Annotated in this window: 15 protein-coding genes; 8 read left to right on the top strand and 7 right to left on the bottom strand. The window is 71.1% G+C overall.

Going from position 1 to position 25,053, the window contains the following annotated elements; all coding sequences use genetic code 11:
• The 5 genes from FJ108_12985 to FJ108_12965 form a co-directional block, all read left to right on the top strand.
• On the top strand, positions 1 to 971 hold a 971-nt coding region (locus FJ108_12985; protein ID MBM4336807.1), incomplete at its 5' end, for a glycosyltransferase family 2 protein.
• Between the two features lie 93 nt (positions 972 to 1,064).
• Positions 1,065 to 2,282: a glycosyltransferase family 4 protein gene (locus tag FJ108_12980; GenBank protein MBM4336806.1), complete on the top strand. Its 1,218-nt coding sequence runs from the start codon at positions 1,065 to 1,067 to the stop codon at positions 2,280 to 2,282.
• A 19-nt stretch (positions 2,283 to 2,301) separates the two neighbouring features.
• Positions 2,302 to 3,663, top strand: coding sequence for a phenylacetate--CoA ligase family protein (locus tag FJ108_12975; protein ID MBM4336805.1), 1,362 nt, complete (start codon positions 2,302 to 2,304; stop codon positions 3,661 to 3,663).
• 154 nt (positions 3,664 to 3,817) lie between these two features.
• A complete protein-coding gene (ccrA, locus tag FJ108_12970; protein ID MBM4336804.1) occupies positions 3,818 to 5,005 on the top strand; it encodes a crotonyl-CoA carboxylase/reductase in 1,188 nt (395 codons plus the stop codon).
• Positions 5,005 to 6,006: a hypothetical protein gene (locus tag FJ108_12965; GenBank protein MBM4336803.1), complete on the top strand. Its 1,002-nt coding sequence runs from the start codon at positions 5,005 to 5,007 to the stop codon at positions 6,004 to 6,006. The genes ccrA and FJ108_12965 overlap by 1 nt, the downstream gene beginning before the upstream one ends.
• Here FJ108_12965 and FJ108_12960 read toward each other — a convergent pair.
• The 6 genes from FJ108_12960 to FJ108_12935 all read right to left on the bottom strand — a co-directional run bounded on the left by FJ108_12960 (position 5,983) and on the right by FJ108_12935 (position 20,664).
• Positions 5,983 to 6,963, bottom strand: a complete 981-nt coding sequence (locus FJ108_12960; protein ID MBM4336802.1) for a glycosyltransferase family 2 protein — start codon at positions 6,961 to 6,963, stop codon at positions 5,983 to 5,985. The genes FJ108_12965 and FJ108_12960 overlap by 24 nt on opposite strands.
• A complete protein-coding gene (locus FJ108_12955; protein ID MBM4336801.1) occupies positions 6,960 to 7,655 on the bottom strand; it encodes a 4'-phosphopantetheinyl transferase superfamily protein in 696 nt (231 codons plus the stop codon). Before FJ108_12955 ends, FJ108_12960 begins: the two co-directional genes overlap by 4 nt.
• Complete coding sequence (locus FJ108_12950) at positions 7,643 to 14,071, bottom strand: KR domain-containing protein (GenBank protein ID MBM4336800.1); 6,429 nt, start codon at positions 14,069 to 14,071, stop codon at positions 7,643 to 7,645. Before FJ108_12950 ends, FJ108_12955 begins: the two co-directional genes overlap by 13 nt.
• The gene (locus FJ108_12945) at positions 14,068 to 18,774 is read right to left on the bottom strand and encodes an LLM class flavin-dependent oxidoreductase (protein ID MBM4336799.1); all 4,707 of its coding nucleotides are present in this window, start codon (positions 18,772 to 18,774) and stop codon (positions 14,068 to 14,070) included. Before FJ108_12945 ends, FJ108_12950 begins: the two co-directional genes overlap by 4 nt.
• A 244-nt stretch (positions 18,775 to 19,018) precedes the next feature.
• Entirely contained in the window at positions 19,019 to 19,681 is a 663-nt protein-coding gene (gene epsI, locus FJ108_12940; protein ID MBM4336798.1) for an EpsI family protein, read from the bottom strand.
• Positions 19,678 to 20,664: an exosortase/archaeosortase family protein gene (locus FJ108_12935; GenBank protein ID MBM4336797.1), complete on the bottom strand. Its 987-nt coding sequence runs from the start codon at positions 20,662 to 20,664 to the stop codon at positions 19,678 to 19,680. Before FJ108_12935 ends, epsI begins: the two co-directional genes overlap by 4 nt.
• Between FJ108_12935 and FJ108_12930 the strand changes: the two genes are divergently transcribed.
• Genes FJ108_12930 through FJ108_12920 form a run of 3 tightly spaced genes read left to right on the top strand, consistent with a single transcriptional unit; the run spans position 20,602 to position 24,791 of the window.
• Complete coding sequence (locus FJ108_12930; protein MBM4336796.1) at positions 20,602 to 22,995, top strand: polysaccharide biosynthesis tyrosine autokinase; 2,394 nt, start codon at positions 20,602 to 20,604, stop codon at positions 22,993 to 22,995. The two genes, FJ108_12935 and FJ108_12930, sit on opposite strands and share 63 nt — an antisense overlap.
• Positions 22,996 to 23,010: 15 nt before the next feature.
• Positions 23,011 to 24,039 (top strand): sugar transferase, encoded by a 1,029-nt coding sequence (locus FJ108_12925; protein MBM4336795.1) that lies wholly within the window; start codon positions 23,011 to 23,013, stop codon positions 24,037 to 24,039.
• Positions 23,931 to 24,791 (top strand): polysaccharide export protein, encoded by an 861-nt coding sequence (locus FJ108_12920; protein ID MBM4336794.1) that lies wholly within the window; start codon positions 23,931 to 23,933, stop codon positions 24,789 to 24,791. The genes FJ108_12925 and FJ108_12920 overlap by 109 nt, the downstream gene beginning before the upstream one ends.
• Before the next feature lie 15 nt (positions 24,792 to 24,806).
• Here the strand turns inward: FJ108_12920 and FJ108_12915 are convergent.
• On the bottom strand, positions 24,807 to 25,053 hold a 247-nt coding region (locus FJ108_12915; GenBank protein ID MBM4336793.1), incomplete at its 5' end, for an L-aspartate oxidase.

Here is a 25,053-nt window from a genome sequence, read left to right as displayed (position 1 = left end):
GGCGCAACGAGGGCGAGCGCCTGGTCCGCTGCCTGGAATCGCTTCGCCGCGCCGGGGCGCCGATCGTGTACGTGGACAGTGGCTCGACGGACGGGAGCGTGGCGGCGGCGAGCGCGGCCGGCGCGGACGTCGTCCCGCTCGACACCTCGATCCCGTTCACCGCGGCGCGCGCGCGCAACGCCGGGCTCGCTCGCCTGCTCGAGCGATTCCCCGAGCTCCGCTACGTGCAGTTCGTCGACGGCGACTGCGAGGTTCGCGGCGGCTGGCTCGAGGTCGCAGCGCGCTTTCTCGACGAGAACACAGGCGTCGCGGTCGTCTGCGGCCGTCGCCGCGAGCGCAGCCCGGACTCGAGCCCGTACAACCGGATCATCGACGTGGAATGGGACACGCCGATCGGCGAGGCGCGAAGCTGCGGGGGCGACGCGATGTTCCGCGCGGCCGTTCTGCGCGAGCTCGGCGGGTTCGATTCCGGCCTGATCGCCGGCGAGGAGCCGGAGCTCTGCTTCCGGATCCGCCGCGCCGGCCATCGCGTCGTACGGCTCGACCGCGAGATGACGCTGCACGACGCGGCGATGCAGCGCTTCTCGCAGTTCTGGCGCCGCAGCGAGCGCTCCGGCCACGCCTACGCCGAGCTCGCCTCGCTGCACGGCCGCGAGCCGGAGCGTCTGGCGGTGCGGGCCCTCGCGTCGATCGTCGCCTGGTCGACCGGCCCCGCACTGCTCGCGATCGCTCTGCTCGCGGGCGGGGCCGGCTGGGCCGCGCTCACACCGGCCATCGCGTACGCCGCACCCTTCCTGCGCGCGCGCGCCGCGACGCGCGCGCGAGGCTACGACGGGGCGACGGCATCGCTCTACGCCGGCGCCTGCGTGATCGGGAAGTTCGCGGAGTTCTGTGGCGTGATCCGGTTCGGTCTGGACCGATTCGTGTACGGTCGCCGCTCCGGCTTGATAGAGTACAAGTCAGTCGCCTGATCCCGCTCCGGTGGGCTATCGCCCGGCCGCCTCACCTGCCGATGAGAGAAGCGGCACTCGCGAGCGGCCCGGCGCGTCTGACCCAGGACGGACATGAAAGTCGCATACCTTTCGAACCAGTATCCGCTCACCACTCACACGTTCATCCGCCGCGAGATCGCCGGGCTGGAGAGTGCGGGCGTCCACGTGCTGCGCCTCTCGATCCGCCCCACGCGCGAGCCGCTGCCGGAGCCGGCCGACCGGCGCGAGCTCGAGATCACGCATGCGCTGCTGGGCCGCGGTCTGACGGGGCTGCTCGTCGATGCCATCGCCGTGCTTCTCGCGCGGCCCCGCGCGTTCTTCTCCGCGCTGCGCCAGACCTGGCGCTGGGGCGCGGGGTCGCACCGTGGCCTGCTGCGGCACTTCGGCTACTTCGCCGAGGCCTGCGCGCTGTGGCGGATCCTGCGCCGGGAGGGCGTCTCGCACGTGCATGCGCACTTCGGCACGAACGCCACGACCGTCGCGATGATCGCCGCGGTGTTCGGGGGTCTCACGTTCAGCTTCACCGTTCACGGGCCGCTCGAGTTCGACAGCCCGCAGGGGATCAGCCTGGGCGAGAAGGTGGAGCGCGCGAGCTTCGTCGCCGCCATCACGGATTTCGCGCGTAGCCAGACCTGTCGCTGGTCGCACCCCGAACACTGGAAGAAGATCCACGTCGTGCGCTGCGGCGTGGACGAGCAGTTCCTCGAGCAGCCGGTCGCGGCGCCGCCGGAGGCGAAGCGCATGGTCTGCGTGGGCCGGCTCGGCCGCTCGAAGGGACACGCGATCCTGATCGAGGCGTGCGCTCGGCTCGTGGCGGAGGGACGCCGCTTCGAGGTGCGGCTGGTCGGCGACGGCGAGCTGCGCGGGCTCTTCGAGGCGATGGTCCGAGAGCGCGAGCTCGAGGAAACCGTCTCGTTCCTGGGCTGGAAGTCGGGCTCGGAGGTCCGCGACGAGCTGCTCGACTCGCGCGGGCTGGTGCTGCCGAGCTTCGGCGAGGGGCTGCCGGTGGTGATCATGGAGGCGTTCGCGCTCGCGCGTCCCGCGATCGCGACGCAGATCGCGGGAATTCCCGAGCTCGTCGTGACCGGCGAGACCGGCTGGCTGGTCACGTCGGGAAGCGTCGACGCGCTGGTCGCCGCGCTGCGCGAGGCGCTCGAACTTCCCGTCTCCAGGCTGCTGGAGCTGGGCCGCGCGGGGCGCGAGAGAGTCCGGGTCGCGCACGACGCTCGGCGCGAGGCCGAGAAGCTGGCGAAGCTCTTTGCGTCCCTGCGGTCGGGCGTCGAAGGCTGAGGCGCACGGGACTCGGACGATGTACGAACGAATCGCCAGGAGCTACGTCGATCTGCTCCAACGAGCGCGCGGCTGGGACTACCGCCCGATGCTCGAGACGTTGGAGCGGCTCGACGCGGCTCCGCCCGAGGCCATCGAGGAGTACCGGCGCACGCGCCTGCGCGAGCTGCTGGAGCACTGCGGCCGCAACGTGCCGTTCTGGCGCCGCGAGTTCGCGCGAATCGGCTTCGACCCGACGCGGTTGCGGGACGTATCGGATCTCGCGCCGCTGCCGATCGTGAACAAGCGCGTGCTGCGCGCATCCTACGGCGACTTTCTCGACGAGCGCGGTGCGGGCGCGTGGGACGACTGGGTCACCAGCGGCGCGACCGGCGAACCGTTCGCGTTCCGGCTCGATCGGCAGTCGATCGCGGCGAACACCTTCGCCGCCCTCGCGCGCGGCCGGCGCTGGTGGGGCTTCGACTACGGCGAGCGCGAGGCGATGATCTGGAGCGGAGTGCGGGATGTGACGGGAGCGCTCCAGGGCTCGATCGTGGCGCTGCGGCGCCGCGTCTCGTGGCGGATCAAGAACATCGTGCTGATCGACATCTACTCGCTCGGCGACGAGGCGATCGCGCGCGCCTACCGGCGCCTGCTCCGCTTCCAGCCGCGCCTGATCCGCGCGATCTCGTCGGGGCTGTTCCGCTTCTGCGAGGGGCTCGAGAGGCAGGGGCTCGACGGCACGAGACTCGGCGTGCGGGGCGCGATCTTCACCGGAGAAGGAATGACGCCCGTGCAGCGGCGGCTGATCGAGCGCGTGCTCGGCTGTCCGACGATCTGCGAGTACGGGTGCTGCGAGCTGGGCGTGATCGCGTTCGAATGCCCGAGCCGCGGTCTGCACCTCGCGCACGAGAACATGGTCTTCGAGTTCCTGCGCGACGGACGGCCGGCGCTTCCGGGCGAGACCGCAAGCCTGCTGGTCACCAATCTGAACTCGCTCGTCTCGCCGCTTGTGCGATACGAGCTCGGCGACCTGGTCGTGCCGTCGGCGAAGCGCTGCGACTGCGGGCGCCCCTCCCCGCTGCTCGAATCCGTGAGCGGACGCGCGCACGACACGATTCGCTCACCGGGCGGAAGCGTGATCCACGCGCTGTTCTTCACCCACCTCTTCGACGAGCTGCCGCAGGTGCACCAGTTCCGTGTGGTGCAGACGAGGATCGATCGGCTGCGCGTCGAGCTCCGCTCCGATCGGACGATCGAGGTCTCGGTGCGCGAACGCCTCGAGCGATCGGTTCGGAGCGCGATGGGGGAGGGCGTCGAGATCGAGGTCGTGCAGGTCGACGCGCTTCCCGTGTCACCGAACGGGAAGACGCCGTGGATCGTCTCGGAGATCCAGGCGTGACCGGGCGTCAAGCCGCGATCGCGCATCCGCCGATGAGAGCCTAGACTCGAACTCGATCGCCTCGCGGCGATCGGGATGGAAGGGAAGTCGCGTGACGAGAAAGTCCATCTACGAGATCGGCGAGGTGCCCCGGTTGGGCGTGGTTCCCGAACGGATGTACGCGGCGCTGATCCGCCGCGAGCGCTTCGGGCCGCCGAGCAAAGCCTTCGTGATCGAAGAGGTGCCGGTTCCCCAGATCAAGGAGAACCAAGTTCTCGTGCACATGATGGCCTGCGGGGTGAACTACAACAACATCTGGGCCGCGACCGGGCGGCCGATCGACGTGATCGCGATGCGGCAGAAACGCGGCGAGCCCGAGGACTTCCACATCGGCGGCTCCGAGGGCTCCGGCATGGTCTGGGCGGTGGGAAGCCGCGTGAAGGGGCTGCGCGTCGGCGACCCGGTGGTGATCTCGTCGTGCCGCTGGGACGAGAGCGCGCAGGACATCCGTGAAGGCGCGGATCCGATCACGTCGTCGACGACGAGCGTCTGGGGCTACGAGGACAACTGGGGTGGCTTCGCGCAGTTCTCGGCGGTCGAGGAGTTCATGTGCTTCCCGAAGCCCGAGCGGCTCACCTGGGAACAAGCTTCCTGTTACATGGTCTCGGGCGCGACCGCCTGGCGCCAGCTCACTCACTGGCACCCGAACGTGGTGCGGCCGGGTGACCCGGTGCTGATCTGGGGCGGCGCGGGCGGACTCGGGTCAATGGCGATCCAGGTCGCGCGCGAGCGCGGCGGCATTCCGATCGCGGTCGTCTCGGACCCGAGCAAGGTCGAGTTCTGCACGAGCCTTGGCGCGAAGGGCGTGATCAACCGGAAGGAATTCGACCACTGGGGCCGATTGCCCGACTTCGACGACACCGCCGCCTACGCGAAGTGGAACCAGGGCGTGCGCGCGTTCGGCAAGAAGTTCTGGGAGGTGCTCGGCGAGCGGCGCAGCCCGAAGATCGTCTTCGAGCACTCGGGCAAGGCGACGCTGCCGACGTCGATGTTCATGTGCGACAACGGCGGAATGGTCGTGATCTGCGGCGGCACCTCCGGCTACAACGGAGACATCGACCTGCGCTTCCTCTGGATGCGCTCGAAGCGCCTGCAGGGATCGCACTTCGCGAGCACGCGCGAGTGCTCCGAGCTGAACCGAATGGTGGACGCGGGCCGGATCGCCCCGTGCCTCTCGCACTGCGCGGAGTTCGAGCAGATCGCGCAGGTCCATCAGGTCATGTACGAGAACCGGCACCCGCCGGGGAACATGGCGGTGCTGGTGAACGCGCCGGCGCAGGGGCTGCGCACGCTGCCGCGCTGATGCGAGCGCGGCTCGCGGCGCTCCTGCTGGCTGCGCTCGCCGCGGGGGTGCTTCTCGAGCTCGGTGCCCGGCTCCTGGTTCCGGTTCGCGAGATCGGCCCCTCGTTCAGCGTCTACGATCCGGTCCTCGGCGCGCGCCACAAGCGCAACCTCTCGGCCTCGCGCTGGACGCCAGAATTCACGATGCGGATCACGACCAACTCGCTGGGCCAACGCGGGCCCGAGCCGACGCCCGCCGAGCGCGACGCGAAGCTGCGCGTCCTGTTCGTCGGCGACTCGTTCAGCGAGGGCTACGGCGTCGACGACGGCGAGGAGTTCCCGCGGCGGGTCGCGTCGCGCCTCGCGGCGGAGGGCCGGAGCGTGCGGGTCCTGAACGAGGGCGTGGGCAACACCGGAACGGGTCGGGCCGTCCGGCTGCTTCGGGACTACCCGAGCGGGCCGGAGGGCGCGACCGTGCTCGTGTACCAGTCGAGCTCCAACGACTTCGCCGACGATCACCGCGACGGCTTCTTCCGTCTCGATCCGGACGGGCGTCTGGTCGAGGCGCCGCTGCCGGTGCCGCGGTCGTTCCTGCGCCGGATGCAGCCGGTGATCGATCGGATCCCCGGGCTCACGTACTCGCACGCGTTCGCCGCGCTTCTGCAGCTCGCGCGCTCGCGCGGGCGCGCGGCCGACGCCGCCCCGACGGCGGTGGCAGACGCGAACGACGCGCAGCGCGAGCGGCTCACGCTGCGGCTGCTGGCCGAGCTGATCGCGGGCGCGCGCGCCCGGGGCTGGCCGGTCATCGTGCTCACGTCGGACGCGGAGGCCGACATCGCGTCCCGGATCGAGTCGGTCGCGCTCGCGGAGTCGGCCGCGTTCGTGCGCATGCCCGCGAAGTCCGAGCGGCCGGATCTGTACTACCGCGTCGACGGGCACTGGAACCGGGACGGCCACGTCGAAGCCGCCGAGCGCCTGCGCGGGCCGCTCGACCGCGCGCTACTCGCCGCGATCGACCGGTAGCAGCGGCCCGATCTTCGCGAACGAGAGGGTGTAGCGCAGGAAGTCGCGCAGCAGCCGCGGGGGCTGCGCGTACTCGCGTCGGAGCAGCCGGGCCTTCGCCCGGCCGATCAAGTGACCCGCGATCCAGGCGAGGTTCGCGAGCCAGAGCACCGCGCGCCCGTGGTTCTTGAACCAGTAGTAGCGCCGGCCGCGGAACCAGTGCGGCGTGCGCGGCTTCGCGAAGTCCTTCCAGCCGGTCGACGCCGCGCCGACGTGCTCGACCCGGCTCGCGGGGAGATACCAGGTCTGGAAGCCGCGCTCGTGCGCGCGGCGGCAGAAGTCGGTCTCCTCGTAGTACAGGAAGTACCGCTCGTCGAAGAGACCGACCGCGTCGAAGACCGGGCGGCGGATCATCATGCTCGCGCCCGCCAGCCAGTCCACGCGCGTGTCGCGCTCGGGGATCGGCATCGCGACCATGTGCGGGTCGAGCAGCCGCGCGAAACCGGGGATGCCGCGGATCGGAGAGACGAGCTCGGAGATCAGGTTGTGGAAGCGGAACGCAGTTTCGTGTAGCGCTCCGTCGCTGCCGAGGATCTGGCTGCCGGCGATGCCGGCTTCCGGGTGGGACTCGAGGAAGTCGAGAAGCGTGCGGATCGAGCCGGGCAGCGGCTCCGCGTCGGAGTTCAGCAGGTAGAAGTACTCGGCCGGATCATTCGACGCGAGCGACGGGCGCACGCCCTGGTTCACGCCATAGGAGAAGCCGCCGTTGCACGGCGACTTCGACAGCCTCACGCGCTTGCACCAGCCGCGCGCGGCGATCTCGTCTTCGAACCGCTCGTACGAGCCGTCGCGCGAGTCGTTCTCGACCAGCGCGATCGCGCTCTCGGGGATTGCGTCGAGCTCGCGAAGCGCCGACTCCACCGCGCGGAGCGTGAGCTCGGGCGTGCGGTAGTTGATCACGACGACCAGCAGCTTCATTCGCGGACGTCCCCGGCCGCGAGCGCGAGACCCGAGAGCACCCAGGGTCCGTCGAGGCTGAACGAGCCCGGAAGCACGCGGGCGAAGCCGGGCACACGCGCGCGGAAGATCCCGCGCGCCGCATCCAGCTCGAGCCCCACGTCGTGGAAGCCGAGCCGCGCGCGCGTCAGCGGGAACTGCGCCTTGTAGACCGCCTCCTTCGCGCTGAAGAAGACCGCGGCCAGATCGAGCTGCTGCGCGGCCGGCTGGGCGCGAAGCCACTGCTCCTCGTCGGGCCGCAGCACGCGACGCCAGAGCTCCGGGCGCACGCCGTCGGCCTCCTCGACGTCGACTCCGAGCCCCACGAGCGCCCCGCGCGGCGAGACCGCCACCACGCAGAGTCCGTGGGAGTGCGAGATCGACCCGACCAGGCCCTCGGGCCAGATCGGCGCCCGGTCCGCGTCGGCGAGAAGCGCGAAGTCGGGTGCGCCCAGACGCGCCAGAAGCTGGTGCGCGAGCCGCCGACCGGTCGCGAACTCGTGCTGCCGCTTGGGCACGGCGCGAGCGATGCAGGCGTGTTCCTCGGGGTGCAGTCCGTCGAGCGTGGCTTGCACCGGGCCCGAGAGCACGGAGACGCCGCGCGGGAACAGCGGGCGCGGATCCGGCGCGGCCTTCGTCGCCGCGGCCTGCAGCTCCGCGTTCAGGACGGGCATGGGCCCGACTTCGAGAGCAACGCCTCGTCGAGGCACGCGCGGAGCGTCGCGGCGAGGCTTCGCACGTGCGGCTCGAGCACCATCGCATCGTGGTCGCCCGAGACCTCGTGCACCTCGATCCCGCCCAGGACGTGCGGGCCGAAGCGGTTCTCGTGGTTCGCGATCTGGCCGCGGTTGTGCGGATTCATCACCAGGTCGCCACCGAGCGAGAACCAGTCGTCGTGCTTCGGGCGGAACAGCTGGGCCCGGCCCGGATACACCGGCGTGCGGTAGTGCGCGAGCGCGTCCAGGAACGCCTTCTCGATCTCGGCGGAGCGGAACTCCGCGGGCGAGAGATCGCGCACCGGCGCCTCGCGCCGCGCGGCGCGCTTCTCGAGTTCCCAGCGCACGCGCTTGCGCAGCCAGGCGAGCGGATAGCCCAGGCCCTCGCGCGCCATGTGCTGGGCGTGGATGCGCAGCTTCGCCAGCGCGTCGAGCTCGATCGTCTCGGCCGGCAGGCTGTCGAGCAGCACGAGGATTCCGACCTCCTGCTCCTGCGAGAGAAGCTGCATCGCCATCTCGAACGCGGTGAGTCCGCCGCCCGAGAATCCGCCCAGGTAGTACGGGCCCTCCGGCTGCACCGCGCGCACCTCTTCCAGGTAGTCGCGCGCCATGTCCGGGAAGCGGCGGTGCGGCTCGTCGTCGCCGAGCAGCCCCTTCGCCTGGATCGCGTACACGGTCTGGTCGGCGCCGAGGTGCTGCGCGACGTGCCGCAGGTTCAGCACGTTTCCGAACATCCCAGCGACCAGGAAGAACGGCGGGCGCTCGGCCGCGCCGATCTGCAGCGGCACGAGCAGGCGGAAGCGGCGCTCCTTCTTGCGCGCCTCCGGCTGCGCGCTGCCGAGCTCGATGCCAAGGTCCTCGCGCACGAGCTGTGCGCACTTCTCGATGCTCGGCGCCTCGAAGAGCACCGAGATCGGATACTCCAGATCCCAGGTCTTCTTGATCTTCGCGAACAGCCGCACCGCGATCAGCGAGTGACCGCCCAGCTCGAAGAAGTCGTCGGCGATGCCGACCTCGGTCACGCCGAGAAGCTCCTGCCAGAATCCCGCGAGCGTGCGCTCGATCTCGTCGCGCGGCGCGACGTAGCTGGTCTCGAGCTCTGGCCGCGCGAAGCCGGTCGACGGCGTCTCGGCGGCCTTCGGCGCCGAGCGCATTCGCGCGACCAGCTCGGGAAGATCGAGCGGCGAGACGAAGACGTGCGGCCGCTTCGGGCCGGCGAGCAGTCGATCGAGCGCCTCCATGCCCTCGTGCGGCCGGATGCCGAGCTCGTAGCTGCGGCGGAACAGCCGCTCGGCTTCGGTCCGGTGCGTGGACTCCGCGTGCGCCTCGGCGCCGCGCGCGGAGTGCGACGGCTTGCGCGCAGACGCTGCGCGCGTGAGCACCGCGTCCGCCGCGAGCTTGCGGATCGCGAAGCCCTCGACCAGAGCGATCACCCGGCCGCTCTCGTCGGCGATCACGACGTCGAAGACCGCGACCTCCCTGCCGACCTGGTTCGGCTGCGCGCTGCGCACCCAGCTCACGATGCGCGCGGGCATCGGGGCGAAGACGCGCACGCGCTCGTACGACATCGGCGCGTAGAACTCCGCTCCGGTGTAGCCCTCGATCAGCGGGGTCGCGAAGCCGGTCGCCAGGTCGAGCAGGGCGGGGTGCAGCGCGTAGCGGCCGAGGTCGGCCCCGAACTCGCCGGGAAGCTCGAGCTCCGCCAGCGCTTCGCCTGCGCCGAAGCACATCTTCCGGAGCACGTTCCAGCGCGGCCCGAAGCGCAGGTGGCGCGCGTGCAGCGTGTCGAGCGACCGCCCCGAAGTCGCGATCTGCGGCGCGCCCATTCGCGCCGCGATCTCGTCGAGGCGAAGCGGAGCGGGCACAAGCTCCTTGCAGGCGCCGACTTCGGCCTGCGCGTGGAGCTGCCACTCCGTGCCGCCGGCCGCGCGGCTCTCGATCTCGAGCTCCCAGTCCGCGCTCGCGCGGCGCAGCGTCGTGTGCAGCTCGACGTCCTGGGCCGCGTTCACCACGCAGGGGGCGACGAAGAAGACGCGACGCAGCTCGATCGCGGCCGCGTCTGCGAGCTCCGCGAACGCTCCGCGCGCGATCTCGAGGTAGCCGGTGCCGGGGATCAGCGCGTCGCCGGTGCGGCTGCGGTGGTCGTCGAGGAGCCAGTGCTCGGTTCCCTTGAACGTGGTCTGGAACGAGACGCGGTCGGCGGCGTCGCCGATGCGCCGTCCCAAAAGCGGGTGCGCGGCCGGGCGGCCGCCCGACGCCCCGCCCCCGAGGCGCTCGTAGGTCGCGACCGCCAGGCCCGCGTCGCGCCACACGCTCCAGCCGATCGCGAGCGTGCGCGGTCGCGCGCGCTGCGCGCGGCTCTCCGCGAACGCGTCGACGAAGGCGCTGGCCGCGGCGTAGTCGATCTGGCCGGCGGCGCCCAGCGCGCTCGAGTTCGACGAGAACAGGGCGAAGAGCTCCACGTCCGGCAGCAGCTCGTCCAGCACGCGCGTGCCGAGGACCTTCGGGCTGAAGACCGCCTCGATCGACGCCTGGGTCTTGGTCTGGATCGGCGCGTCGTCGATCGCGCCCGCGGCGTGGAAGACGCCGTGGATCGCGCCGAAGCGCTCGCGCGCCTGCGCCACGATCTCGCGCATGCGCACGATGTCGGCGACGTCGCCGCTCTCGATCGACAGCTCGCTTCCCAGCGCCTCGATCTCGAGCAGCTTGCGAAGCGTCCGACTGGTCGGATCGGTCGAGCCGTGACTCGCAAGCCAGCTCGGCCACTCGGCGCGAAGGGGAAGCCGCGACCGGCCGACGAGCACGAGCCTGGCCTTCGCGCTCCGCGCCAGGTGCTCCGCGAGCACCAGCCCGAGGCCGCCGAGCCCGCCGGTGATCAGGTAGGTCCCGCGCTCTCTGAGCGGCGGGGCGCCCGCCGCGCTCGCGGGCGAATGGACCGGCTCGATCCGCTGCACGAAGCGCTGGCCGTTCCGGTACGCGACGCGCTGGTCGGCGCGAGCCGGGGAGATGTCGGACGCGAGCCGTGCGACGAGATCGCCTCCCAGGTCGAGCGCTGCGCGCTTGCGCAGCCGGCCGCCAGCGACGGGCGCCGCGATGTCGATGCTCTGCAGCGTGAGCGCGGGGAGCTCCTGCGGGATCACGCCGACCGGCCCGAGCACGGTCGCCTTCTCCGGGTAGCGCAGCGTCTCGTCGCCCACTCGCTGCATTCCGTTCGAGACCACTGCGACGTGCATCGGCTGCTTCACGTCCTCGCCGCCGAGCGCCTGCGCCAGGTAGAGCAGGCTGTAGAAGCCGCGCTCCTGGTTGCGGTTGAAGAAGTTGGAGCCGGGCCGGGCGGACTCGTCGGCGGTGACGAGCCAGAGGTGCGCGATCCGATCCGGCAGCCGGCCGTTCGCCTCGAGGTCGCGGACGAGCTCTACGTAGCCGTCGACGCCGGCCTCGGGCGCGAGCGCGTACTCGCGATCGGAAAGCCGGTAGAACGCGTCGCCCTCGCGCACGACGGTGACGCCGTGTCCCCGACGTTCGAGCTCCGCGCAGAGCGCGGCGCCCAGGCCGGAGGGATCGGCGAAGACCAGCCAGTCGAGCGGCGTTTCCGCGCCGGCGGGCGGCAGCGGCTCGGGCCGGAACACGCGCTCGCTGAACCAGCCCGACGGGCTCTCGATTCGCGCGAGCTCGGCCTCGGTGGCGGCCGCCGTGCTCTCCTGCTTCGCCGGATCGATCCAGTAGCGCTGGTGCTCCCAGCTGTACTTCGGCAGGGCGACGCGCAGACGCGACTCCTCGCCGCGTCGCGTGGCCCAGTCGACGTCGACGCCGCTCGCCCAGAGCCGCCCGAAGCTTCCCGCGACGAAGATCTCGTCCGGGGCCGTGTCGTCGGGGTGCCGCAGCGAGCCGAACGCGGCGCGCGCGCTCTTCGGCTGCTGGCGCGCGAGCGACGCGAGCGTCTGGCCGGGGCCGACCTCGAGCAGAACGCGGTTCGGATCCTCCAGCAGGGTCGCGAGCCCGTGTGAGAAGCGCACCGACTCTCGGAAGTGTCGCACCCAGTAGGACGGGTCGCGCGCATCGTCGGGAACCACCCAGGTTCCGGAAAGGTTGGAGACGTAGGGAATGCGCGGAGCGGAGACCGTCACCGTCGCAAGGAAGCGGCCGAACTCGTCCAGGATCGGGTCGAGCAGCCGGCAGTGGCCGGCGGCCGGAACGCGAAGCAGCTGGCTCTCGACGTCCCGCGCGCGGAGCTCCGCGTCGAAGCGCTCGATCGCGCCGGCCTCGCCGCAGACCACGCAGAGCGACGGGCCGTTCACGACGCCCAGGTCGAGATCGGCCGGGAGCAGCGCGCGAAGCTCCGCCTCCGGCAGCGGCACCGAGAGCATGCGGCCGGACGTGGTGAGCGAGTCGACCAGTCGCCCGCGCGTCGAGACGATGCGCAGCGCGTCCTCGAGCGAGATCACGCCGGACAGACACGCGGCGGTGTACTCGCCCATGCTGTGGCCGGTGAGCGCCACCGGCTCGACGCCCCAGGAGAGCCAGAGCTTCGCGAGCGCGACCTCGGTGGCGAGGATCGCGGGCAGACACGCGGTCGGCCGGGCGAGCCGCGCCGCGAGCTCGGCCGAGCCGTTCGCACCCGGGTAGACCAGCGCGCGCAGGTCGAAGTCGAGGATCCGCCGCGAGATCTCGAAGGCCTCGTCCATGGCCGCGCGGTAGACGGGCTCGCTCTCGTAGAGGCCGAGCCCCATGTTCGGGTACTGCGCGCCCCCGCCCGGAAACATGAACACCACCGACGGCGCCGAGCCCTTGGCGCGCGCGGCGAAGACGCGCTTGGTGTCGCCGCTCTCCAGCAGCTGCGCGGCCTCTTCGTGGCTGCGCGCGACGAGCACGCGGCGGTGCTCGAACGAGTCGCGGCCGACCTGGAGCGTGTGCGCGACGTCGGCGAGCGGCAGCTCGGGATGGTCGCGCAGGAACCCGGCGAGCTTCGCCGCCGATGCGTCGAGGGAGCTTCCGCTCTTGGCCGAGATCGGCAGGATCTCGAAGCCGCGCTTCGCGGGCCCGGAGCGCAGCGAAGGCGCCTCCTCGACGATCACGTGCGCGTTCGTTCCGCCGACGCCGAGCGACGAGATCCCCGCGCGGCGCTTGCCGTTGGTCCGCTTCCACTCGGAGAGCTTCGCGTTCACGAAGAACGGCGAGGCCGCGAAGTCGATGGTCGGATTCGGCCGCTCGTAGTGCAGGCTGGGCGGAAGCTCGCCGTGCTTCAGCGCCGAGACCACCTTGATCAGGCTCGCGACGCCCGCGGCGGTGTCGGTGTGGCCGATGTTGGGCTTGTTCGAGCCGATCGCGCAGAACGCCGTGCGCTCGGTCGTCTGCCGGAAGGCCTGGGTGAGCGCGCTGATCTCGATCGGATCTCCGACGTTGGTGCCCGTGCCGTGCGTCTCGACGTAGGAGATCTGGTCCGCCGAGACGCCGGCGACGGCGAGCGCCTCCGCGATCACGGCGGCCTGTCCGTCGACCGACGGCGCCAGGTAGCCGATCTTGCGCGAGCCGTCGTTGTTGATCGCAGAGCCGCGGATCACCGCGTGGATCGGATCGCCGTCCGCGAGCGCGTCCTCGAGGCGGCGCAGCGCGACCACGCCGATGCCGCTGGTCAGCACCGTGCCCGCGCCGCGCGCGTCGAATGCGCGGCAGTGGCCGTCGGGCGAGAGCGGCTCGTTCTCGTTGTACATGTAGCCGCGGCCGGGCGGCACCACGATCGTGACGCCCCCGCCGAGCGCCAGGTCGCACTCGCGCGAGAGCAGGCTCTGGCAGGCGACGTGGATCGCGACCAGCGACGTCGAGCAGGCGGTCTGGATCGCCACCGACGGGCCGGTCAGGTTCAGCTTGTACGAGACGGTGGTCGGCAGGAAGTCGCGGTCGTTTCCGGTGTGGCGGAGCAGGAAGGTTCCGGTCGAGGCGACGATCTCGGGATTTCGCAGCAGGTTGTAGATGAAGTAGCCGTTCATCCCGCAGCCCACGAAGACGCCGATCGCGCCCGGGAAGCGCGCGGGCGGGTGGCCGGCGTCTTCTAGCGCCTCCCAGGCGCACTCGAGCATGTGGCGGTGCTGCGGGTCGGTGATGGCGGCGTCCTTCGGGCCGAAGCCGAAGAAGCCGGCGTCGAAGCCGTCCACGTCGGGAAGCTGTCCGCCCGCCTTCACGTAGCTCGGATTGGCGAGCACGGCCGGCTCCACGCCCGCCGCGAGCAGGGCCGCGTCGTCGTAGCGCACGATCGACTCGACGCCCGCGCGCAGATTCGCCCAGAGCTCCTCGGCGTCGTGCGCGCCTGCGAACCGGCACGAGACGCCGACGATCGCGATCTCGCTGCCGGTCCAGTCGTCCTCGGCCTCGCTCATGCGTCGCCGCTTCCCGGTCGTCTGCGCGTCTGCTGGCGCAGCTTCAGCGACTCGCGCCGCGCGGCCGCGCGGTCCACGCTCTTGTCGAGCTGCGGATTGCTGCCGTCGCTGCCGAGGAACTCGGCGAGCGAGCGGATGGTCGGGAAGCGATACAGGTCGGTGAGCGAGAGCGGCTGTGGAACCTGCTCGCGCAGCTTCCGGTGCACCTGCACCACGAGCAGCGAGTGGCCGCCGAGATCGAAGAAGTTGTCCTCCGCGCCGACCGTCTCGAGCTTGAGCACGTCGCGCCAGACGCCGGCGATCATCCCCTCGAGCGGGTTCTGCGGCGCGACGAACGGCGCCTGCATCCTCGGCTTGTGCTGCTCGGGCGCGGGCAGGCGTTTGCGGTCGATCTTGCCGTTGGGCGTGAGCGGAAGCGCGGCGAGCGAGACGAAGAGCGCGGGAACCATGAACTCCGGCAGCGTCTTGCGCAGGTGCTCGCGCAGCTCCTCGGTCGCGGGCGCGGTGCCCTTCGGCACCAGGTAGGCGACCAGGCGCGGGTCGGAGTCGGCTTCGTCCCGCGCGACCACGACACACTCCTGGATCGCCGGGTGCCGGCCGAGCTCGGTCTCGACCTCGCCGAGCTCGATCCGGTAGCCGCGGATCTTCACCTGGTGGTCGATGCGCCCCATGAACTCGATCGTTCCGTCGTCGCGGTAGCGGGCGAGATCGCCGGTGCGGTACATGCGCGCGCCGGGCTTGCCGCTCCACGGATCGGGCAGGAAGCGCTCGGCGCTGAGCTCGGCGCGGCGGTGATAGCCGCGCACGACGCCGTCGCCGCCGATGTACAGCTCGCCGGCGACGCCCACCGGAACCGGCTCGAGGTGGCGGTCGAGCACGTAGATGCGCGTGTTCGCGATCGGGCGACCGATCGGAATCGAGGCGAGCGCGCCGCGCACCGGCTGCGTGGTGGACCAGATCGTCGTCTCGGTCGGGCCGTACATGTTGGTCACGTTCGCGCGCACGAAGCTCGAGAGCTCGCGCGCGAGCGAGGCGGGGAACGCCTCGCCGCCGATGTAGAGCTGCTGCACGCGAGCGAGACCGGCGCGCATCTCGTCGTTCATCGCGATCATCTTGGCCATCGACGGCGTGCACTGCATGTGCGTGACGTTGCGCCGCTCGAGCTGCGCGGCGAGCGAGAAGTCCGCGGGGCCTTGCTCGCGCGCGACCGGCGTCGGGTTCGCGCGCCGCCGCACCACGTCGAGGGCGTCCAGGCTTTGGAGCACGCGCGCGGTCGGCACGCCGTAGTCGATCAGGCAGCCGATCTCGTCCACGTCGGCCGCGCGCACGCGCTCGATCATCTTCGCGCAGGTGTCGGGCGTGCCGAACAGCCCGCTGGTCTCGAAGTAGCGCTCGAAGGCGTGCTCGAGGATCGCGTCGAGCTCCTCGGCCGAGAGGCTCTCGAGGTCGACGTCGTCGGGCGTCGCGTTCGCGCCGCCCGGCCGCTTGAAGGCGGGGAACGCCCAGGCGAAGCTCTTCACCAGGTTCACCGCGCTCGACAGGTACTGCTTCATCGGCTCGCGCACGATCTCGCGCACCTCGTCGTCGCTCGCGCCGACGAAGGTGTGGAGCATGAGCGTGACCACGCCGGCCTTCGGATCGTGCCCGGCGCGCGCGCGCGCCTCGCGGTAGATCTTCACCTTCTCGGCGACCTCGTCGACGCTCTGGCCGAGCAGGTGGGTGAGCACGTTCTCGCCCGCTTCGCCGGCCATCCGGAAGGTCTCGGGGTTTCCGGCCACGGTCACCCAGCTCGGCAGCTCCGGCTGCACAGGGCGCGGCAGCGTTCGCACCGGCACGAGCTGGCCGAGCGGGTTCGGGAACTCGACGGTCTCCCCGCGCCAGAGACGCTTCACGGTGTCGATCAGGCGGAACATCTGGCCCTTCGCGTCCGCGTAGCCGTCGGGCCGGATCACGAAGTCGTTGGGCTGCCAGCCGGCCGCGAACCCGATCGCGACGCGGCCGTTCGAGAGGTTGTCGACGACCGCCCAGTCCTCGGCGACGCGGATCGGGTGATGCAGCGGCAGCACGCAGCTGCCGGCGCGGATCTGCACGCGCTCGGTCACCGCCGCGATCGCCGCGCTGGTCACGGCCGGATTCGGATACGGCCCGCCGAAGGCGTGGAAGTGGCGCTCCGGCGTGGACACGAACAGGAAGCCGTTGCGGTCGGCGAAGCGCGCGGACTCGAGCATCAGGCGGTACTTGTCGCTGCCCTGCGCGTCGTCGCTGCCCCAGAGGAAGAAGCCGAACTCGAGCTTGCGCTGCGGGCCGGAAGCTGGTGCGGTCAGGGCGTCGCCGGCCGCGTGGCCGCGCTCCGCGTGGATCACGACCTCGAAGCCGCGCGCGAGCGTCCAGAGCAGCTCGAGCACCGAGATGTCGAACGACAGGCTCGTGACCGCGAGCCAGACCCCGGGCGGATCGTGCGGGATCAGCGCGTCCATGCCGGCGAAGAAGTTCACGACGTTGCGGTGCTCGACCATCACGCCCTTGGGCCGGCCGGTCGAGCCGGAGGTGTAGATCACGTACGCGAGGTTCGCGGGCGCGACGCCGCTCGCGACCGGGGTGTCGGCGTGGCGCGCGATCGCGGGCCAGTCGGAGTCGATCCTCACCACTCTCGCGGTCGACGCCGGGAGCTCGGAGGCGATCCGCTCCTGTGTCAGCACCACGGTCGCGCCCGAGTCCTCGAGCATGAACGCGATCCGATCTCGCGGGTAGGCGGGGTCGAGCGGCACGTATGCGCCCCCGGCTTTCTGCACCGCGAGCACGCCGACCAGCATGTCGATCGAGCGCTCGATGAAGATGCCGACGAGCTTGTCGGGGCCGATGCCCAGCTCGCGAAGGTGCGCGGCGAGCCGGTTCGCGCGCGCGTCGAGCTCCCGGTACGAGAGCGTCTCGGTCTCGAAGCTCGCGGCGGGCCGGTCCGGCGTGCGCCGGACCTGCTGCTCGAAGAGCTGGTGCACGCAGGTGTCGCGGGGGTAGGGAGCGTCGGTCGCGTTCCAGGTCTCGAGCACCTGCCTGCGCTGCTCGGGCGAGAGCAGCGCCAGGCGCACGAACGGCCGCGACGGCTCGCGCAGGAAGACCGCGAGCTGCGCGCGCATCGAAAGCGCCGAGCTCTCGTCTAGGGCGCGCGCGTCGTAGCCGAGCCGGGCGCGGCTGCCGTCGGGAGCGGCGACGAACGCGAGCAGGGTTCCCGGCGGAGGCGAGATCGCGCCCGTGGCGCCGCCGATCTCCGCGAGCACCGGCAGCAGGCGTTCCGACTCGAGCTCCGCGTTACCGCGCAGGCTCGGATGGCGCGCGATGGCGTCGTGCAGGAACGTCACGCGCTTGCGGGTGCTCGCGATCGCGTCGCGGGCCTTCGCCAGCGCCGCGTCGGCGCTCGCGCTCTCGTCGAGCGCGATGCGAAGCGGCACCACGTCGGCCGCGAAGGCCTCGAGCCCGGCGATCCGGGAGCGCAGCGCTTCGTCGCGGAACGCCAGGTCGAAGCGGGTCCGGTCGCAGAGTCGCGCGAGCCAGGTGGCGAATCCGGCGACGAGGGAGTCGGCCCCGGAGCCCGGTCGCGAGGCGAACTCCGCGGGGATCTCGAGCTCGAGCTCGCGCCAGTCACTCGCGCCGGAAGCCGCGCGCTCCGCGCGCAGGTAGGGCGGCTCGAGCGGCTCGAGCGAGCCCAGGCGGCGCACGAAGAACTCCTCACCCTTGCACAGCTCTGCGTTGAGGGCGCCGAGTCGCTCGGCGAGCTCGGAGCTCGCGCCCTCGAGGCGAGCTCCGGCTGTGATCCCGAGGGAGCTCGCGAGCTCGGACACCGTCACGCGCCGGCCGCGCGGCTCCGAGAAGTCGCCGAGCCGGAGGCTGCCGCCCCCGGCCGCGACGACCAGCGCGTCGGCCTCGATCGCGATCACGGTGCCCGGCTCGGCGGCGGCGCTTGCCGTCTCGGCCTGCGCGCGACCGACGTTCCACACGCGCCCGCGGTGCTGGAGCTTCGCCGTTGCGAGCGGGTTCTCGTAGCGGCCGAAGTCGAGCGCGCGCACCAGCGCCTCGAGATCCTGCGCCGGACGCGTGAAGTCGAGCAGCCCCGCGGCCGCCGGCCGGAGCCACTTGCCGAAGTAGCGCTTCTGACTCAGGTCCTGCGGGATCGGAGACGCGGTTCCCGCGGCCAGCGCGTCGCAGAGCGGCCCGAAGCTCTCGATCGCCGCCTCGTAGCACTTGGTGTTGATCGTGAGCGACGTCTCGTTGGGCGCGACGTCGAAGGAGCGCGTCGCGAGCAGGTCGCCCTCGTCGAGCTCGGATCGCATCACGTGCCAGCTGATTCCGTAGCGGGGCTCGCGCGCGATCAGCGCCCAGGCCGGCGTGTACATGCCGGCGTAGGAGGGAAGGGGACCGTCGTGGAAGTTGATCGCCGCGCGGCGCGGGCGGCGCAGAACCGAGTCGGGAAGCAGCGCAAGGTGGGTGATGCTGAACAGATAGTCGAAGTCGCCGGCGAGCTCGGTCGCGAGGTCGCCGCTCGGATCGATCGTCGCGATGCCGCGCTCGCGGGCCCAGGCGAGGATCGGCGCCTCTTCGCTCGCGATGCCGCGGATCTCGTGCCCGCGCTCGCGCAGGATCTCCGCGCACTGCACGAGCAGAGACTCCGACCCGATCAGATAACAGCTGAAGCGAGCTTCGACGCGCATTCCGAGTCCGTCCCTTGGTTGGTCCCGCATCACTCTTCGTTTCCGGTCCGGCCAGCCTTGACCGTACGCGCCGGACCGGCCCAGCGCTCGAGCGGCCGGTCTCCATGCAACTCCGCTGCCGAGCGTCGCCATCGGCCCCGGCGCGCGGCGGAACTCGGGGGACGACGGGCGCGCGGACTGCGGGCTCTTGATCTTGCACTGAGGGCAGGACCGAGGGCAACCTCCCCGCGCGGCCTCGTCTTTCCTAGGGCTGCGGGGGAATCGAGTCCTCCGTGACGGCGCGCCTCACCGACGGCCCGAGCTCGAGCGCGATCGCCGCGAGCCGGGCATCGGCCTCGCGCCGCGCGGCCTCGCTCGATGGATCGATCTGGGTCGAAAGGCGCACGAAGCCGTACTGCGCGCGTCCGGCCAGACCGTCGAGCATGCGCAGGATCTGCTCGCGCGGGGCGGACGTCGGCCAGCGGGCGGCCGGCTGGAACCAGTAGAGCACGCGCTCTTCGCGACCCCCGAGCGCGGCCTGCATCGACTTCACCACGATCCGCTCGCCGTCTTCGCTGGTGAGCTCCGACTCGGAGGGCGCGCTCGTGTCCCAGCCCTGCGCGGGATAGCAGACGGCCGGGTCGTGAGCTCCGGTCGAGCCCGATCCGGAGTAGATCGCGAAGTAGAGCCAGAACGAGGAGTCCCGATCGTCGGCGTAGAGCCGCATCGTGTACGAAGCGGGCGCGAGCATCGTGGCGACGTCGTCCACGAGCTCCTGCTCGCGGATCAGCCGATGCTCGCCGAGACGCTCGGGCAGCGCGCGCGCGTCGTAGTGGTGCGACGTGCGGGCCCGCAGCTCCACCACGCGCTCCGCCAGGAGCGGGAGCGAGACGAAGGCCAGCACCAGCACGAGCCGCAGCGTCGTCACCGCAGGACCCGCGCGAGCGCGACGAGCGCGACCGTGCCGATCGCGAACGTGGCCAGACCGAAGCTCTCGTGGACCAGCCCTTCCGCATACTCCATTCCGCCGGCCGACACGAGCACGACGGTGATCACCACGCGCGCCATGTTTCCCAGGATCGCGATCGGCACGATGCTGCCGACGATCAGAAGCCTGCGCCACGTGCCGTGGGAGAGGAAGTAGGCGACGACAATGCCCAGCGGCATCAGCGTGACGATCGAGGTGAGACCGCTGCACGCGTTGGCGACGAACAGCTCGTGACCGGGCACGAAGATCCGGTTTCCGGTCGCGGCGATCGAGTAGCCGAACGCCTGGAGCAGCCAGACGGAGACGCGGATCACGACCAGCTTCAGGCCGAACAGGAGCCGGTCCTGCAGGAAGGCCGGTGGCGGGACCATCAGGAGCAGGAACCCGACCGGCAGCGCCAGCGCCCGCAGGAGTCTCGGCCCGCCGACCGCGTAGACCGTCGCAGCGATCGTGGCCACGAGGCCGATTCCGGCGAAGGTGCCCGCCTCGGCGAGCAATGCGCCGGACTGGAACAGCGCCGCAGCCAGCACGACGAACGGGCCGAGCGCGGGGGTGTCTGCCGTCGCTAGCTCGTCGCGGATTCGCGCCCGCCGCAGCCAGAGCAGGCCCAGCGACGTCAGGGGAATCAGGTAGCCGTGCGCGAGATAGTCGGAGCTGAGCCAGATGTACGAGAGCAGATACAGCGCGGGCCAAGCGGCGATCAGGCTCGCGATCAGGCAGGCCATGCGCAGGGCCAAGCCCGGGCTCCGCGTCGGATCTGCGCGGCTCGCGTCGATCCCGGTCGTCATGGTCATCCCCCGTCGCCGGCGCGGCCGTGAGAGGTCCGCAGGGTATCTCAGAGATCGGCGCTCCGCGGGGGAATGTGGAGATTCGCCGCCGCGGGTGTCAAATGTGGTAGTGCGCTTCTCTTCGCCGTGAAGCATTCGCGCGGCCCGTGGATTCCGGGGGGGCACGGTGATTGCTATTCTGGGCCCGGCTCGAGCATCCGCGCTGCACGAATCGAAGCGGAAAGGGACCGGATGAGACCGGATCAAACGGAACGCGACGGCTGGGCCGACGAGTCCGACGCGGGCGAATTCGATCCGCGGATGATCCTGGATTTCCTGCGGCGCCGGAAGCTCGTCATCCTTCTGGTCAGCCTTCCGCTCCTGCTCCCGGCCAGCATCGTTCCGTTCCTGCTCTCGTCGTACTTCGAAGCCACCGCCACGGTCGTGATCCGGACGCCGCCGAAGGTGATGGAGTTCGGGGCAGACTTCATGCCGGGCGCGGCCGGCGAGGGGCGAAGCCCGGGCTGGATGGCCAGCTCGAACAGCGAGGACGCGCTGATCACGCTGGTCCTCTCCGACGCGGTGCTGGGACGCGTCGTCGATCAGCTACCGCCCGGAGGCGAGGCGCCGAGGAGCATGCTCGAGTCCGCGAAGTCGGCGCTGCTCGGCTCGAACGCCCCGCTCACCGCGGATCAGGAGCGCGCGAGCCACGTGAACGCCCTGCGCTCGGTCGTATCGGTCACGCTGGAGGGCGGCGGCAACTACCTGCAGATCACGGCGGCGGGCGGCAGCGGCGGAAGCGCGACGTTCCTCGCCAACGCGGTCGCGGACGCCTACGTGAAGTACGAAGAGGATCAGCGCGAGGAGGCCTCCCGCCGCGCGGTCGGCTGGCTGAACCAGCAGGTCTACGAGCTTCGCGAGCAGATCGCCCGGAAGGAGCAGACGCTCGGCGAGATCGTGGCGACGAACTCGCTCTCGATCAGCGCGCTCGAGGAGACCGGACGCGCGACGTCGAGCCCCGCGCTGGACGATCTCGAGAGCGAGCTGCAGTCGGCGCGCATCGGCCTGATGTCCGCGCAGGCCCGGCTGGCCTCGCTCGGTCGGCAGGAGGTCGCCCCGCCGTCCGGCTCAGGCGCCGATCCCGAGAGCGCGGGCATTCGCGCGCAGTACGACCTGGCGACCACGGAGCTCGAATCCGCGCGGCTCCGCTTCACGCCGACGCACCCCGAGGTGCGACGTCTCGAGGGGGTCGTGGCGAATCTCGGGGGTCGGCTCGGATCCGACGCGAGTCGTCCGCGTCGGGTGCTCACGGAGAGCGAGCAGGCCGAGTACCAGCGCCTGCTCTCGGAGGAGTCGCAGCAGCAAGCGCGCGTCAAGGTGCTCGAGAAGTCGCGCTCGGACCTGATCTCGTCGATGCCCATGGGTCCCAAGGCGGAGGCCGTGGGCCGCTACCGCCGGCTCGCCAACGAGCTCGAGATCGACAAGCAGATTCTCGAGGTGCTGATGACGCGCCGGAACGAGACGCTGATCACGGCCGCGACCAAGGAGGTCGGCGCGGACGTGCTCGACTACGCGATCGCGCCCACGAAGCCGGCCGGCCCGAATCGCAAGAAGTTCCTGATCGCCGGCTTCGCGCTGGCGCTCGGGCTCGGCTTCGGACTCGCGTTCGCGCTCGAGCTGATCGATCGGCGCCTGCGCGATCCGCAGGCGATCGCGGCGCTGCTCGGCACCACCTCGCTCGGGATGGTGCCCCGTGTCGAAGGGCGCAAGGCGCCGCCCGAGCGGCAGGCGGTCGACGCGCCGGGATCGGCCGCGGGCGAGAGCTATCGCAACGTGCGCACGTCCCTGCTCTTCGCGATGCGCGCCGCGAAGCTCCAGGTCCTGCTGGTGACGAGCGCGGTCGCAGGCGAGGGCAAGACCACCACCTGCGTGAACCTGGCCGGGGCCTTCGGCCGGATGGGCCGCCGCGTGGTGCTGGTCGACGCCGACATGCGTCGCCCGCGCGTCCACCGCGTCCTGCACCGATCCGCGTCGCCGGGCCTGTCCGAGATCCTGCAGGGCAAGGCGCGCGTCGAAGAGGCGGTCGCCCGACCCGACCGCACGGAGTTCGACTTCATCGCCGCCGGAGCGGTGCCCGAGAATCCGTCGGAGCTGCTCGGCTCCGCGGCGTTCGCCCAGCTGGTCTCCGATCTGCGGGACGAGTACGACCTGATCATGATCGACTCCGCGGTGCTGCTCGCGGTGCCCGACGCTCTGCTTCTCGCGGCCGACGCGGACGGCACGCTGCTGGTTCACAAGCCGGGCAGCGTCGACCGGCACGCCCTGCGCAGGATTCGCGAGGACCTGGTCCGCGCCAGGGCGCGCGTGCTCGGCATCGTCTTCAACCAGGTCGACCCCGGCAGCAGCCTGCACTACCCGACGTACATGTACTCACCCTACACGCAGGCGGAGTCGCGCGACGACGGCTCGACTCCGTCGGGAAGCTAGGCGAGAGCGAAGGCGATGAGCGCGGAGCGAATACGATCGTCTGTTCCGGAAGACCAGGACCGCGGCCGCGCGCTGCTGCTCGGCAGTGGCGAGCGCGCGCGCCGGCTCGCGGCGGCGATCGAGGCGGAGCGCCGCGTGATCGGCTTCCTCGACGACCAGCCGTCCGACGCCGACCGCGCGCTGCTCGGACCGCGCTATCTCGGGACGCTCGATCGGCTCGGCGAGATCGTCGCGCGCGAGCGAGTCGGCTGGGTGATCTACGGCCTGCCGCGCCGCTTCCTCGGCCAGGACTCCGTCGCGAACGCGATCGGGCTCTGCGAGACGCTCTGCATCGACCTGACGATCCCCGCCGACCTGTTCGAGACGCGCGCCGCGCAGGTGATCGTGACACGGATCGGTGACGTTCCCGCGCTCTCGTTCTCGGTCCTCGGCCACCATTCGACCTGGCAGCTCGCGGCCAAGCGCGCCGTCGATCTGCTCGGAGCCCTGGCCACGCTGATCGTCACCGCGCCGCTCTGGATCGCGACGGCGATCGCGATCAAGCTCGACTCCCCGGGCCCGATCTTCTTCGCCCAGCGCCGCTGCGGCCGCCACGCGCGGGCCTTTTCGTTCCTGAAGTTCCGCACCATGGTCACCGACGCCGAGAGCCGCAAGCGCGAGCTCGCCGCGCTCAATGAGAAGTCGGGTCCCGTCTTCAAGATGGCGAACGACCCGCGCGTGACTCGCGTCGGCCGGGTCCTGCGCAAGTACTCGATCGACGAGCTGCCGCAGCTGCTGAACGTGCTGGCGGGGCACATGAGCCTGGTCGGGCCGCGGCCCCCGGTGCCCGGCGAGGTCGAGAAGTACGAGCTCGACCACCGCGGGCGACTCAGCATGCGGCCGGGAATCACCTGCCTCTGGCAGGTCTCGGGACGAAACCAGATCGAGTTCGAGGACTGGGTGAAGCTCGACCTCGAGTACGTGGAGCGCTGGTCGCTCCTGCTCGATCTGCAGATCCTGCTCGCGACGGTTCCCGCGGTCATCTCCGGCCGGGGCGCGAGCTAGAAGCCCGGTCCGCGGGCGATCCGAAACTGCGACGGGAGGGTGGGTCCGTGAGAAGCAAGTCGTCCGCACGTTCAGGTCTGGTCGCGGTCCTTCTGCTCTGCGCGGCGGGGCTCGGCTGCATCAGCTCGGCAGGCCACCCCGGCCTGCCCTCGCTGCAGGCCGAGTACCGCATCGCGCCGCCCGACGTTCTGGTGATCACGGTGCGCCCCGATCCGCAGATCGAGCGCGAGCTCACGGTCCGACCGGACGGGCGCATCTCGCTCGATCTGATCGGCGACGTCGAGGCGCGCGGCAAGACCGTCGAGGAGATCCGCAGCGAGATCAGCGTGCGGCTGAAGGAGTTCATCGTCCAGCCCGATGTCACGGTCCTGCTGCGGGCCTCGAACAGCCGCACGTTCTTCATCTTCGGCGAGGTCAACAGGCCGGGCGCGTATCCGATCGTCGGAGACGTCACGGCGGTCCACGCGCTCGGCAGCGCGGCCGGCCCCACGCGGATGGCCGCGCTCGACGGCGCCAGGCTGGTGCGCCCGTCGCCGGAGGGCGAGCTCACCTATCCGATCTACTTCGCGGCGATCACCGAAGCGGGCTACGGGCAGACGAACTACCTGCTGCAGCCCGGGGACGTCGTGTACGTGCCGCCGAATCTCTCGGCGCGGATCGGCTACGCGCTGCAGCTGATCTTCTTCCCGCTGCAGCAGGTGCTCGGCCTCGGAGGAACGGTGATCAACACCGCGGTCACCGGAGGCATCTGAGCCGAGCCCGCGCGGCTACGAGGGCTCGAGCGGCGCGCGGAGCAGCGTGTCGAGGGCTTCGGGCGCGAGCTCGGGGTGGTCGACGGTGTAGTGCAGGCCGCGGCTCTCCTTGCGCGCCGTCGCGGAGCGGATGATCAGCTCCGCGACGAGCGCGAGGTTTCGAAGCTCCACCAGCCCCGGCGTGAGCACGAAGTTCCAGTAGTACTCGCGGATCTCGCGCTGCAGGTTCTCGATCCGCCTGCGCGCGCGCTCGAGACGCCCC

It is taken from the genome of Deltaproteobacteria bacterium (genome assembly GCA_016875225.1).
GTDB lineage: Bacteria > Myxococcota_A > UBA9160 > SZUA-336 > SZUA-336 > VGRW01.
This window is presented reverse-complemented; position numbering and strand designations above follow the sequence as displayed.

Bases quoted from the DNA above. Each gene is read 5' to 3' on its own strand.
- FJ108_12980 (MBM4336806.1), top strand. From the start codon at position 1,065: ATGAAAGTCGCATACCTTTCGAACCAGTATCCGCTCACCACTCACACG.
- FJ108_12975 (MBM4336805.1), top strand. From the start codon at position 2,302: ATGTACGAACGAATCGCCAGGAGCTACGTCGATCTGCTCCAACGAGCG.
- ccrA (MBM4336804.1), top strand. From the start codon at position 3,818: ATGTACGCGGCGCTGATCCGCCGCGAGCGCTTCGGGCCGCCGAGCAAA.
- FJ108_12965 (MBM4336803.1), top strand. From the start codon at position 5,005: ATGCGAGCGCGGCTCGCGGCGCTCCTGCTGGCTGCGCTCGCCGCGGGG.
- FJ108_12960 (MBM4336802.1), bottom strand. From the start codon at position 6,963: ATGAAGCTGCTGGTCGTCGTGATCAACTACCGCACGCCCGAGCTCACG.
- FJ108_12955 (MBM4336801.1), bottom strand. From the start codon at position 7,655: ATGCCCGTCCTGAACGCGGAGCTGCAGGCCGCGGCGACGAAGGCCGCG.
- FJ108_12950 (MBM4336800.1), bottom strand. From the start codon at position 14,071: ATGAGCGAGGCCGAGGACGACTGGACCGGCAGCGAGATCGCGATCGTC.
- FJ108_12945 (MBM4336799.1), bottom strand. From the start codon at position 18,774: ATGCGCGTCGAAGCTCGCTTCAGCTGTTATCTGATCGGGTCGGAGTCT.
- FJ108_12930 (MBM4336796.1), top strand. From the start codon at position 20,602: ATGTGGAGATTCGCCGCCGCGGGTGTCAAATGTGGTAGTGCGCTTCTC.
- FJ108_12935 (MBM4336797.1), bottom strand. From the start codon at position 20,664: ATGCTTCACGGCGAAGAGAAGCGCACTACCACATTTGACACCCGCGGC.
- FJ108_12925 (MBM4336795.1), top strand. From the start codon at position 23,011: ATGAGCGCGGAGCGAATACGATCGTCTGTTCCGGAAGACCAGGACCGC.